The sequence below is a fragment of the Acinetobacter sp. GG2 genome, from assembly GCF_000292385.1.
Lineage (GTDB): Bacteria > Pseudomonadota > Gammaproteobacteria > Pseudomonadales > Moraxellaceae > Acinetobacter > Acinetobacter seifertii.
Genome location: NZ_ALOW01000040.1, coordinates 307,599 through 321,092 on the forward strand (window position 1 = coordinate 307,599; position 13,494 = coordinate 321,092).

General features: G+C 38.2%; 10 protein-coding genes. 6 read left to right on the forward strand and 4 right to left on the reverse strand.

The window, feature by feature from the left end; genetic code table 11:
• Nucleotides 1-70: 70 nt before the first annotated feature.
• Nucleotides 71-1,342 carry a sigma-54 interaction domain-containing protein gene (locus B554_RS0117580; RefSeq protein WP_019459085.1) on the reverse strand — a complete coding sequence of 424 codons (1,272 nt, stop codon included), beginning with the start codon at nucleotides 1,340-1,342 and terminating at the stop codon, nucleotides 71-73.
• 191 nt (nucleotides 1,343-1,533) lie between these two features.
• Here B554_RS0117580 and B554_RS0117585 point away from each other — a divergent pair, with 191 nt between their 5' ends.
• From B554_RS0117585 to B554_RS0117600, 4 genes are all read left to right on the forward strand, one after another.
• Nucleotides 1,534-2,229 carry an MBL fold metallo-hydrolase gene (locus B554_RS0117585; RefSeq protein WP_019459086.1) on the forward strand — a complete coding sequence of 232 codons (696 nt, stop codon included), beginning with the start codon at nucleotides 1,534-1,536 and terminating at the stop codon, nucleotides 2,227-2,229.
• A gap of 9 nt (nucleotides 2,230-2,238) precedes the next feature.
• Complete coding sequence (locus tag B554_RS0117590; RefSeq protein ID WP_019459087.1) at nucleotides 2,239-3,894, forward strand: bifunctional protein tyrosine phosphatase family protein/NAD(P)/FAD-dependent oxidoreductase; 1,656 nt, start codon at nucleotides 2,239-2,241, stop codon at nucleotides 3,892-3,894.
• Between the two features lie 117 nt (nucleotides 3,895-4,011).
• Entirely contained in the window at nucleotides 4,012-4,803 is a 792-nt protein-coding gene (locus B554_RS0117595) for a sulfite exporter TauE/SafE family protein (protein ID WP_019459088.1), read from the forward strand.
• 113 nt (nucleotides 4,804-4,916) lie between these two features.
• Complete coding sequence (locus B554_RS0117600; RefSeq protein ID WP_019459089.1) at nucleotides 4,917-5,921, forward strand: homoserine dehydrogenase; 1,005 nt, start codon at nucleotides 4,917-4,919, stop codon at nucleotides 5,919-5,921.
• Nucleotides 5,922-5,950: 29 nt separating this feature from the next.
• Here the strand turns inward: B554_RS0117600 and B554_RS0117605 are convergent, their stop codons facing one another.
• Nucleotides 5,951-6,868 carry a DMT family transporter gene (locus B554_RS0117605; protein WP_019459090.1) on the reverse strand — a complete coding sequence of 306 codons (918 nt, stop codon included), beginning with the start codon at nucleotides 6,866-6,868 and terminating at the stop codon, nucleotides 5,951-5,953.
• Nucleotides 6,869-7,034: 166 nt separating this feature from the next.
• Here B554_RS0117605 and B554_RS0117610 point away from each other — a divergent pair, with 166 nt between their 5' ends.
• The gene (locus B554_RS0117610) at nucleotides 7,035-7,889 is read left to right on the forward strand and encodes a helix-turn-helix domain-containing protein (protein ID WP_019459091.1); all 855 of its coding nucleotides are present in this window, start codon (nucleotides 7,035-7,037) and stop codon (nucleotides 7,887-7,889) included.
• A gap of 18 nt (nucleotides 7,890-7,907) precedes the next feature.
• Here the strand turns inward: B554_RS0117610 and chrA are convergent, their stop codons facing one another.
• On the reverse strand, nucleotides 7,908-9,254 hold the full coding sequence (chrA, locus tag B554_RS0117615; protein WP_019459092.1) for a chromate efflux transporter: 1,347 nt from the start codon (nucleotides 9,252-9,254) through the stop codon (nucleotides 7,908-7,910).
• A gap of 182 nt (nucleotides 9,255-9,436) precedes the next feature.
• Nucleotides 9,437-10,723, reverse strand: a complete 1,287-nt coding sequence (locus tag B554_RS0117620) for an MFS transporter (protein ID WP_019459093.1) — start codon at nucleotides 10,721-10,723, stop codon at nucleotides 9,437-9,439.
• A gap of 523 nt (nucleotides 10,724-11,246) precedes the next feature.
• Between B554_RS0117620 and B554_RS0117625 the strand changes: the two genes are divergently transcribed.
• Entirely contained in the window at nucleotides 11,247-13,451 is a 2,205-nt protein-coding gene (locus tag B554_RS0117625) for a TonB-dependent siderophore receptor (RefSeq protein WP_019459094.1), read from the forward strand.
• Nucleotides 13,452-13,494 lie beyond the last annotated feature (43 nt).

Sequence of the window (13,494 nt, forward strand, 5' to 3'; positions counted from 1 at the left end):
AGAAAGCCTTTGAATTTAATGGATCTAACCAACTGCAATATGATACGCCTTAGATTCAACAAATACCTAGCTAAAGCTTATGTTTTTGTCTATAACGCCAAAGCGTTGTACGGCTAATACCAAAAATATTAGCAACCATATTCAAGTTATGCTCATATTTTTCTAAAGCAGCTTGCACATTTTCTGGACTAAGCTCGGTATTTGTCTCAGGCAATTTAACGTAATCGTCAGCATTTAAAAGCTCATTTGGTAAGTCTTCAACTTCAATCTCATCCTTACCATTTGCCATCGTTAATGCATAAAGTAGGGTGTTTTTAAGCTCGCGAACATTTCCCGGCCAGTCATAATTTAAAAGAACTTGCATGGCTTTTTGATTGACGTGACGAGGCATGGTGTCGAGTTGAGTTGAGCTTTCTTTTAAAATCTGATCGACAATGAATGGAATATCGACTTTTCGTTCTCTGAGTGGTGGTATAAAAATTGGAATTACGCGTAAACGGTAGAGTAAATCATGACGGAACCGTCCGGCTTTAGCTTCTTCGCGTAAAGCTTTATGTGTTGCAGTAATAATTCGGACATTTGCTTGAATCGGTTTTTCACCACCTACAGGCGTAAATTCACCTGTTTCTAACACTCGTAATAATTTAGCTTGAAGCTCTAAAGGAATCTCGGCAATTTCATCCAGAAACAGTGTTCCACCAGCGGCACGTTCAAACACGCCTTTATGGTCACGAATTGCTCCTGTGAAAGCACCTTTAACATGTCCAAACAGCTCACTTTCTAAAATATTGGCATTGAGAGCAGCACAGTTAATCGCTACAAAAATTTTGTTTTTGCGCTGGCTATAATCGTGAATGGCTTTTGCTACCAATTCTTTACCACTCCCAGATTCACCGCGGACAAGCACTGGAAATTCAGTAATAGCTACTCTTTGAATAATCGAAAACATACGAGCCATTTCTGGTGAGCAGCTATTAAAAACTTTGGCTAAGTCTTTCAATTGCTCTGTTATTTCTAACGGTTCTGTAATGTCATTTTCATTGCTTATCGGCTGTAAAATATGTAGCTTCCCAATAATCCGATGCTCGGCAATATAAATATCATGTTCTTGATAGATAAATCGCTTTCTAACTTTAGGAGTATTAATTTCGAGATATTGATTGTGATGATCTTGAGTAAGCGCTGCCATGCTCTCGACAGAAATATCATCTGTGTTAAATTTATAGTAAATTGCGTGAGTCGTTGTGTCTGCTAAAAACAGACTCGAATTTGGGAATAAAGCCTTAAGTTGCTCAAATAAAATATAAAAATCTTGTTCAGACTCAAAATTTAGCTTTGCCATTTCACATGTTTCACAATCGTTTCATTGAAACATACTTGAGTTTCACAGAAACATCAAGAAAAGTTTATATTCTGATTCCAATTTTAAATTTTTAATTAACTATATGATTTTTAAACTTATTATTTAAATAAAAATAATTGGCATTGTATTTGCAAAATATAGGATAGAAATAAATTATCGGGGTATAAATCATGTTCTTTAAGCAATTTTTTGAACAAGAAAGTTCGACTTATACATATATGCTTGGATGTGAAGAAACACGAGAGGCTGTTTTAATTGACCCAGTTGCATCAGATATAGAAATCTATGCAAAAGAATTAGAAAAGCATCAATTTACGCTCATCTATACCTTAGATACACATGTTCATGCAGATCATATTACTGCTGCAAATTTACTGCGTGAACGTTTTCATTGTAAATCGGTTTTACATAGAAATTCAGATGTAAGTTGCGGAGATATTCTTATTACAGATGGTTGTACGCTGAAACTAGGCAAACTTAGTATTGAAGCACGTTATACACCAGGTCATACCAATGCTTGTACGAGTTATCTAGTTGGAAACATGGTTTTCACTGGTGATGCATTATTAATTGATGGTTGCGGTCGAACTGACTTCCAGCAGGGAAATGCAGGCACACTATATGACAGTATTCATAAGCAATTATTTAGCTTGCCTGACGACACTATTGTTTATCCGGGACACGATTATAAAGGTCGTTTATCTTCAACCATTGGCAATGAACGTTTAAATAACTCACGTTTAGGCCAGAATCGTTCGCGTGAAGATTTTATTAAATTAATGAATAATTTAAATCTTCCATATCCAAAGCAGATCGATAAAGCACTTCCTGCTAATCAGGCCTGCGGCTCAATTTCACAATCATAAGGTGGCAATATGGAAATTAAACGAGTTAATCAAGAATTTTATGTTGCTGCTCAAATCACCGCTGATGATGTCGCAAAAATTGCAGATCAGGGAGTAAAGACTCTGATATGTAACCGCCCGGATGGAGAAGGTGCAGACCAACCCAATGTGATTGAAATTGAAGAAGCAGCTCAGCGACATGGCCTAAAGGTAATTTATCAACCTGTTAGCAGTGGCAAAATTACCGATCAACAAGTTGCCGAGTTTAAACAGCTTTATAAGAATGCCCAAAAACCTGTTTTAGCGTATTGCCGTTCTGGTATGCGTGCAATCAGTTTATGGGCTTTGGCCGAAGTTGCTCCAAAAGATGCAGCACTGTTAGTTGAATCTGGTAATAAACTTGGTTTTAACTTAAAAGGCCTAGTTCCACGTATTTTAAAAAGAGATCATGAACCAAGCTCAGTTCCTTGCTATAGCGTTGTAATTGTGGGAGCAGGCGCAGCTGGAATTTCTGTAGCATCAAGTTTACTGTCTCGTGAACCTCATTTGGATATTGTCATTATTGATCCGGCAGACACTCATTATTATCAACCGGGCTGGACTATGGTGGGTGGTGGTATTTTTAAACCGCACGTCACTGCACGCTCAATGGCAAGTGTGATTCCTTCAAAAGTAAAATGGATGAAAGCCGCGGTTGCTGGATTCGACCCTGAGCATAATCAGGTTATTTTGGAAGGATGTCAGCCCATTCAATATAAAGCCTTAGTCGTTTGTCCTGGTTTAAAACTCAACTGGCATGGCATTGAAGGTTTAGTCGAAACCTTAGGTAAAAATGGGGTAACGTCTAACTATCGTTATGATCTAGCGCCGTATACATGGGAGCTGGTGCAACAGCTAAACGGTGGAAAGGCAATCTTTACTCAACCGCCTATGCCGATTAAATGTGCTGGTGCTCCTCAAAAAGCAATGTATCTTTCAGCTGACTACTGGTTAAAGCAAGGCAAACTAAAAGATATCTCTATACATTTTTATAACACCGGCGGTGTTTTATTTGGCGTGAAAGAATATGTGCCTGCACTCATGCAATACGTCGAAAAATATGGCTCTGAACTTCATTTTAATCATCAACTGGTCAAAGTAGATGGGCCTGCAAAAAAAGCATGGTTTAAGGTAGTGAATGAGGAAAATGCAGCATTAGTCGAGACCGATTTCGATATGTTGCATGTTGTTCCACCCCAACAAGCCCCAGATTTTATTCGTGCTAGCACACTCACTGATGACGCAGGCTGGGTGAGTGTGAATCCTCAAACTTTACAACACACACAGCATGCCAATATTTTCGCTTTAGGTGATGTGATGAATGCGCCTAATGCCAAAACGGCTGCTGCTGCACGCGCACAAGCTCCGATCGTCGCTGTGAATGTGATAACGCAGCTCAAGGGTGAACAAAACTTCTGTGAATACAATGGGTATGGCTCATGTCCACTCACAGTAGAGCGTGGAAAAATCGTTCTAGCCGAGTTTGGTTACGGCGGTAAATTGCTTCCTAGTTTTCCAAAATGGGTGATTGATGGACAAAAGCCATCTCGTTTGGCTTGGTTACTTAAAGAACAGATTTTGCCACCGATTTACTGGCAAGGCATGCTCAAAGGCCGAGAGTGGATGGTCAAACCTGAGCGAGGATAAGTAAAGCAACGCTTTACCCTGAGAAGCGGCTAAAGCTTCGCAAGAAGATGAGAAATTGCTTACTCATCAAATGGCAGCTCACAGCAAATGAAATATATGCAATTTTAGGCTTTTGATATGTTACTACTTGTCGTTGAAGGCATTGTGATTGGCTTTTTACTTGGTCTTACTGGTGCGGGTGGCGGTATTCTCGCTGTACCCGCTCTCATGACAAGTCAAGGCTGGACAGTGGCTCAAGCAGCGCCTATTGGTTTGCTGGCTGTCGCGCTATCTACCCTGATTGGGACTATTGAAGGCTTACTTAAAAAGATTGTGCGCTATCGCGCTGCAATCTGGATAGCAATTATTGGTACTCCAATGGCCCATATTGGAATCTTAATATCCAATACGATTTCACCTGTCTGGCTCATGTTAATGTTTAGCTTGGTTATGTTTACAGTGGGTTATCGACTCATCAGTAACCGAGTTTCAGATTTCCATAACCCGCCGTGTCAGGTCAACCCAAGTACAGGGCGATTTATCTGGAATTTTAAAACTGGAGGTGTACTTGCCGGCATTGGAATTATTGCGGGGCTTTTAACTGGTATGCTAGGTGTTGGTGGTGGCTTTGTAATTGTACCAGCGCTTAGAAAAGTCACAAATTTGGATATGCATAGCATTGTTGCAACCTCACTTATGATTATTTTTCTCATTAGTGGCATAAGTATTGTGATGCATATTGCAGAGGGTTTTCATTATCCAGTCGCCATTACGAGTGCGTTTGCTCTTGCATGTGTAGCAGGCATGCTATTAGGTCGTCGAGCTATTCGCGTTATTCCACCTGCGATTGTACAAAAAGTCTTTGCTTTAATGGTTTTTGCTGTCGCAATTTATATGGTTATTAAGATTGTTAATCTAACAAATATCTGAGCGATATAGTATTTTAACTTATCTATATAAATACAAAGTTTCCAGAGATGATGCATTGAAATTGTCTATGGAAACTTTTTGATTTAAATCATATAAATTTTTGAGAAAGCGATATGAAGCGAATTAACGTGGCAATTTGTGGTTTTGGACGGATTGGGCAACAAATTGCAGAGCTTCTTTTAAATCGATCGACATACTATAAACAAAAATATCAAGTTGATGCCCGTTTAGTGGGTGTCTGTAATTCATCTTCAGGTTTAATTGACCAAGATGGTTTACAAGCTTCAAAGTGGCTAGATAAAACACAGTATGAAACTGGTTTGACTGAGCAAAAGTTTTTACAACAGATTCAGGCGGATGTCATTATTGAGACTGGCCCAAGTGATTATGTGACAGGTGGAAAAGGCCTATTTTATTTAAATTATGGTTTAACACATAACATGAATGCGATTGCAGTATCTAAAGGTGCGTTAGTCGTAGAAGGTAAAAAACTAATTAACTTGGCACATCAGCACAATAAAAAACTATTTTTTAGCGGAGCGACTGCTGCGGCTTTACCGACTGTTGATTTGTTTGAATATAACTTGGCTGGTTGCCAAATTTTAGAAATAGAAGGTGTGTTTACAGGCACCACAAATTTTATTTTGAATGATATGTTGCAACACGAATGTGCATTTACAGAATCTCTTGAAAAAGCTCAAGTAAAAGGTATTGCGGAACCTGACAGTTCTTTCGATGTAGATGGATGGGATACCGCTGCTAAAATTACAATACTAGCCAATACTGTTTTGGGAGCTGATATAAAAATTAAAGATATTCCAAGACAAGGAATCAGTCATGTAACTGCCGATCATATACGTGATTGGAAAAATGAAAATCTAACTCCTCGTTTGGTTGGTTTTATTCATATTAAAAATCAGCAAATTCAAACGGGTGTTGAATTAAGACTAGTTGCAGCAAATCATCCTTTTGCTCATCTGCAAGGTTCTAATAAATGCATACGAGTGTTAACGCAAGAGATGGGTGAGTTTGTGGTCAGTGGAGGGGCATCTGCGCCTTTAGCTACAGCAGCTGCAGCTTTAAAAGATTTCGAGTTATTGCTAAAAACGGGCTGTTAAAATTAATTATGATTTATAAAAAAGCAGGCTTAGGCCTGCTTCTCACAACTTTTTTGACTATTAAATAACTTTTTTCCAATTTCTAACTTACTAAACATTAAGTAATTGCCAAGTAAAATTAATAAAATTCCAAGTACAGCATTTAAAGTCCACTCATATCCTTCAAAGAAAGTAGAAACTGTTAAAGCAACTAAAGGGAAGAGCAATGTGCTATAAGCTGCTTTGGCTGCGCCAATTCGTCCAACCAGAGAAAAATAAGCAGAGAACCCAATAACTGTACCAAATACAGCCAAGTAAAGTACCGAACTTAAAAATGGGAAATTCATCGGTGGCATTAAATCTTGTCCTGTAAATAAAGCTAGACTTAACATCACCAATGCACCATAAGTCATGGCATAACAGTTTGTTGAAAAGATATTTAGACCACGTTTTTGGTGTCTAACACTAATCATATTTCCTAAAGAAAAACCGTAAGTGCCTATTGCACATAGCCCAATACCCATTAATAACTGCGCATTAAACTGACTATTAATGAGGTCATGCCAAAACAGTAGAACAATACCACTTAGACCCAAAAGTGCAGCTGGCGCAAAGTTTGGAGAAGGTTTCTGTTTAAAAAAGATAAGCGCATTAATGGCATTAAAGAAAACAGCCATCGAAAAAATGACAGACTCTAAACCGCTATTTACATATTTAACCGCAGTATAAAAACAAATAAAGTTTAGGCCGAAAACACAGAGTCCTTGTAGCATACAAAACAAGTGATCTTTTAAAGCAATTCGCTGTAATTTTCCTGAAAATAGTAAAACAACCCACAGTAATAAGGCTGAAATGGCAAAACGCCATAAAATTGCGACAACGGGTGTTGCATAGTGGCTTTGAACGGCAATTCCAATCCATGTTGTTCCCCAAATCAACACCACCGCAACATAGAGTAAAATATTCATAACTTCATCCTCGATTACCAAGCTTAAGTATCTAGGAATGCTTCATTTTTCACGTATATATTCTTGTGTTATACATGCAAGATCTTGCGTTTTTTATAGATCTAAACTAGCTGAACTTTGCTGAATATGGTTAACTTAAGCTCAATGATATTCGTTTTAATTTTGCATGGCCTATCAAACTTTAGAACAGCTACAGCGATCTAAAGCCAAGCTTCACGAAACTGTGGTGCTTGATGAAAATATGCAACTTGCATTTTGGTCTAATCAGCAAGATCGTGTAAGTGTCTGTAGCGATCATCACACTCTAAGTCTGTATATTCAAGATGGCTATGAAAGCTATCAAAAAACACCTGCGGGCTGGAAAAATGGCGGTGGGCCGGGGCGTTTTTGTTTGTTGCCTGAACATCAGGAATCAACTTGGGACATACGTGGTGGGCTTAAATTTGTTCACTTGTACTATACCGACCAACATTTACGTGATGTTGCCGAAAAAATATGGGACAAAGAGCCGAATCAAATTCAACTAAACGAAGTTGCATTTAGTGATGATGAACGGATTCGAGCACTTTATCAGTTCTTCTTGCTAGATTGTGATTGGCAAGATTCTTCAAACCATTTACAAATGAGTACAACAGCAAGTTTATTGCTAAATCATTTAATTCGAAGATATAGCAATGTTAAGTGGCAACAGCCAGCCATTAAAGGAGGCCTTGCTCCTCATAAACTTAAATATATTCAGGAATGGATTGAAGATCATATAGATCAGGCACTCACTTTGTCTGATTTGGCAAATGTTGTGAATTTAAGCGAATACCATTTTGCTCATATGTTTAAACAGTCCATGAATATGGCACCTCATCAATATGTCATGCAAAGACGTTTAAATAAGGCAAAGGGGTTAATTCAGTCATCTCAGCTTTCTTTACAAGATATTGCTCTAGTATGTGGTTTTAGTTCAGCAAGCCATTTAAGCCATCGCTTTAAACAGTTTTATGGCATGAGTCCTTCGCAGTTACGTTAAAGGACTCATTGCTCATTTTTATAAAAGATAAACACCTAAACCAATTAGTGCTGATGCAAAAATGACATACAGTACATTAATGTTAAAGCGGAATAAGGCAATAAATGCAGCCACTGTAATGAGGGCCGCGATAGTGTCAAAGTGACCAGAAAAACCGTGCGGCCATAGCACGTGATAACTAAAAAATAATGCTAGATTTAAAATGACACCGACCACAGCCGCGGTAATCGCAGTGAGTGGCGCCGTAAATTTAATTTCATTGTGTGTAGATTCAATAAAAGGACCACCAGCAAAAATAAATACAAATGAAAAAAGAAAGGTAAACCAAGTCACAATGACAGCGCCGAGTGCTCCAGCAAAAAATAGATGCTCGGGCCCAAGTAATGAATGATTAACACCTCCTAAAAAACCAACAAAGGCAACCACCATAATCAGTGGACCAGGTGTAGTTTCACCTAACGCTAAACCATCAATCATTTGCGTAGGTGAAAGCCAACCAAAATGATTCACAGCCCCTTGATAGACATAAGGTAAAACCGCGTAAGCGCCTCCAAAAGTCAGTAATGCAGCTTTAGTAAAAAACCATGCCATTTGAGTATAAGAATGATGCCATCCAAAATATGCGCCTAAAGCTAAAATTGGCAATAACCATAAAACGATTGCCATAAAAATAAGTTTAGCTAACCGTAACCAATGGAATTTAGCATGCTCTGGGGTCGGGGTATCATCATTAATAAATGCTGGACCATAATCCTTTTGACTGGCTTTATGCCCAGCTGTTGAGGAAAATAGTTCTGGGTACTTTTTACTAACTAAATAACCTGCAATGCCTGCTGATAAAACAATAAGCGGGAAAGGAAGTTTTAAGACAAAGATGGCAAAAAACGCAGCTATTGCGACGAACCATAAAAATCTATTTTTAAGTGAACGACTGCCTATACGGTAAGTTGCATGGAAAACAATTGCGGTGACGGCAGGCTTGATCCCGTAAAAAATACCTGCGATAACGGGAACATCTCCAAATTTTATATAAACCCAAGACAGCCCAATTAAAATAAATAAAGACGGTAGTACAAATAGAATGCCTGCGACTAATCCTCCCGCAGTTCTGTGCATAAGCCAACCAATGTAGGTCGCTAATTGCTGCGCTTCAGGGCCGGGTAACAGCATGCAGTAGTTCAGTGCATGGAGAAATCTTTTTTCAGATATCCAGCGCTTTTGTTCAACGAGTTCCTGATGCATCACAGCGATTTGTCCAGCTGGCCCGCCAAAGCTAATAAAGCCAAGCTTGAGCCAAAATAAAAAGGCTTGCCAGAAGGTGACTTGAATAATACTTTCAGGTAAAGGGGATTTTTCGTTTTCCATTTTTTATCCCATCAAAAAATTGATTTATATTGATCAGCAGCATCAAACTCAAAATTGCTAATGAATTAAGCAGGTGCGTTGTACTAGGTAGTTATAAGATACAGAACAAAAATGAATTTCTTATTATTTTAAAAAGATATTCTTCTAAAAAAAGCTCTAGAAGAATATCTAACTTTTATTTTTTAGTGATCATGTTCTAAATAATCTGGTTTTTTCGGAAGCGCAAGGCTACACAAGAAACAGATAATCAGCATGACAATCACATAAATAAAGAAGGTATTTTCAATTCCAGCAGCTTTGAATTGCAAGGCTACCGAAGGTGCAGAACCGCCAAAAATAGCATTACCTACTGCATACGAAAAACCTACGCCTAAAGCTCGTACATGAGGTGGGAACATTTCAGCTTTTACCAAACCACTAATAGAGGTATAGAAACTGAGTAACATCATCATAAAGATGAGTAGCAGGGCAATAATAATCGGAGAGTCAATATTGGCTCGCATCCCGACCACCATGACTGGATAGATAAATATGGCGGACAATAAGCTAAATGCCAACATTGAAGAGCGGCGCCCAATACGATCGGATATTGCACCAAATACAGGTTGAGCACACATATAGACAAATAGTGCGAAGGTCATGATATAACCAACGGTTTTTCCATCCATCCCTAAATTGGTCAAATAAGTTTTTGAATAAACAGTTTCTACATAAAACGTTAATGAACCAGCAGAAGTGTATCCGACCACTAATAAAAAGGTTTTCCAATGCTTTTTAAAGAGTTCTCTTAAGCTACCAGACTCTTTACGCTCACTATCTTGATGAGAAAGTGTTTCTTCTAAACGACTACGAGCAAGTAAAGATAAAATTGCCGCGATACCACCAATCACAAATGGAATACGCCAACCGCCGTCATGTAATTGTTGCTCACTTAAAAATGCCAACAAAATAACGCCAAGTAAGCTTGCGAGTAACTGACCACCAGAAAGGGTGACATACTGGAAAGACGAGTAAAAACCACGCTGACCTTTTAAGCCTAGTTCACTCATATAAGTTGCAACTGCACCATACTCGCCACCCACAGATAAGCCTTGAAGTAATCGCACTACAAGTAAAAGAAAGGGTGCAAATAAACCAACTTGATCATAAGTTGGCAAAGCTGCAAACAAAAATGAGCTTAGGGCCATCAGACAGATTGAGATAATCATCGACTTTTTTCGACCATGTCGGTCTGCGATGCGTCCAAATACCCAACTACCAATCGGACGCATAAAGAAACTTGCAGCAAACACACCCCAAACATAAATAGACTTAGTCGTACTATCCATATCTGGTGCGGTTAGGGCTTGAGTAAAGTAGGCAGCAAATACTGCATAGATATAAAAGTCGAACCATTCAACTAAATTACCAGAGGCTGCGCCTACAATCCCACGTATCCGGCTACGTTTTTCTTCCTGAGTATATGTCATATTTATTCCATCGTTTTGTAGACAAAAACTAGGAATTTTTTAGGTATGCTATACAGAAAATAGAATGAAACATTAAAAATCACTCGACCTTGAGCACTTCCTTAAAATTCCTAACCATTCATTTTTTCTAATTTTAAAATTCGATTCTAGTAAAATTACGTCCTTTTGTTCGATTTAAAGATAAATTAACCAATGATCGAACATTTCCTTTCATTCAATTTGATAATGAATTGCATTTAAAATCATTGAGCTAATTTTAAAAATATATCTATTGTTAAATTTCTCCTGACTCCTCTAGTTTTGAGCTTAGTTTCATTTTTGCTATTTTGTAATACTTAAAAAGTTATAACCTCAATTTCAAAGAAAATAAAAGAAATTTATATATTGATAAGTAAGTGCATAAAAGTTGCATCAAATTCACTTAATCGAAAAAATACAGAATGTGTTGTTTCTCAATATGGGTGCCTGTATTCTTGCGTGGCTGAAAAATAGGGCACATAACCGTTTTTTAGCTTTATAAATTATGCTCGCTATGGCAGGTAACTATTCAATGGAAAGACGCGCGTTAAATCTTTACTTCATGACATGCTCTAAAACAGCATTGGCTTCATCTATTGCACTTATAAGCTCTGTAGTTTATGCAAATGAAGCGGAGGTTTCGCAGCTCCCAACCATTACTGTGAATGCCACACAAAATAGTGATGCGCTATACACCTCAAAGAAAGTTAATCTATCTGGTTTTCAAACTGGCGATGTAAAGAAAGTTCCTGCCTCCATTACAACCATTACTTCTGAGCGTCTAGCAGATCAGCACGCAAAAACACTCACCGATGTTATTAAAAATGATTCATCGCTAGGCGATGGCTACGCTGCTATTGGCTATTATCCAAACTTTGTCGCTCGTGGTTTCGCACTCGATTTAGGTTCAAGTTATCTCATTAATGGTCATAGTATACGTGGTGAGCAAAATGTTGCTTTAGAAAATAAAGAGCAAGTTGAAATCTTAAAAGGTATTTCTGCGATTCAAAGTGGAATGTCGACACCCGGTGGTGTGGTTAACTACGTGACCAAAAGACCTGCCGATATTAAAACTATTACGGTCGATGCAAATTCAGAAGGCGGCTATACACTGGCAACGGATGTAGGCGGCTTTGTTAATGACAATTTTGGTTATCGCGTTAATTTAGCGCATGAAAGTATCCACCCAAACGTTGATCACGCAAATGGTAAACGTGAGTTTGGTTCAGTTGCTTTAGACTGGAAAATTAATGATCGCTCTAAATTACTGTTTGATATGGAAGCGCAGCGTCAAAGTCAACGCTCTGTACCGGGCTATCAACTGCTTGATGGGCAAGAAGTACCAACAAATGTAGACCAAGACCGTTTATTGGGTTACCAGTCTTGGAGTAAGCCTGTTGTAAATAACAGTGTAAATGCGAGTTTAAAGTATCAATATGCATTTAACGATCAATGGAATGGTAGCTTAAGCGCATCACAAAGCCGTGTTGTGATTGATGATAATAGCGCTTTCCCATGGGGATGTTATAACGATATTTGTGAATATTCTGGTTTAGGTAATACTTTTGATAAACAAGGTAATTATGATATTTACGATTTCCGTAGCCCAGATGACACACGTATTACTAACCAGTTTGCAGCTGGGTTAAATGGTGAATTCAACACTGGTAACATTCAGCATCAAATCGCTTTCGAATTACAACGTACATATAAAACCTTAAAGCACCATACACCACTGAATGTAGCGGTAGGAACAGGCAATATCTATGAAGATACGGTCGACTACAGTCCATCATCAGAAATTCCAGACGATCGTTACAAAGCTCTAGAGAGTGATCAGACTGCATTTACTGTATCTGACCGAGTTCAATTTAATGATCAGTGGTCAACTTTATTGGGTGGGAAACTTATTCACCTCGATGAGCAAGCTTATAATTCAGATGGGCAGCAAAGCCGTGATACGGATTTAAACAAATTCTTGCCACAATTAGCGCTCATGTATAGCCCAACTACTACAACTAATCTTTATGCTTCATATACTAAAGGTTTATCAGATGGTGGTGAAGCACCATGGTTTGCTAATAATGCTCTAGAAGTTCTATCACCGAAAAACTCTGAACAATATGAAATTGGTGTTAAGCAACAAATACGCAACTTCTTGGTAACAGCAGCTATTTTTGATTTAAAACAAGATAATCAATATAGCAAAGTAAATGCAGATGGAACTTTCGATTTTGTTGAACAAGGTGAACAACACAATCAAGGTATTGAATTAGGTTTAACAGGAGCCTTAACCGATACACTTGATGTAAGTTCAGGTATTACCTATACCAAATCTCGTCTTGTTGATATTGATACTGACAGCTACAAAGGTCATCAAACTCAAAATGTACCAAAGGTACGCGCAACAGCACAGTTATCTTATAAAGTACCTTCTGTTGAAGGATTAAGATTACTCAGTGGTATGCAATATAGTAGCAGTAAATATGCAAATAAAGAGGGCACGGCAAAAGTAGGTGACTATAGCGTCTTTAATATTGGTGCTGCCTATAAAACAAATTTTGCTGGGCATGACACGACATTCAGATTCAATATTGATAACTTATTTAATAAGAAGTATTGGCGTGATGTAGGTGCATTTATGGGGGATGACTATCTATTCTTAGGTAATCCACGTACAGCCCAGTTCTCTACAACTTTCAGTTTTTAAAATACAGAACAAATAAAAAAGGAGCTTATAAAAGCTCCTTTTT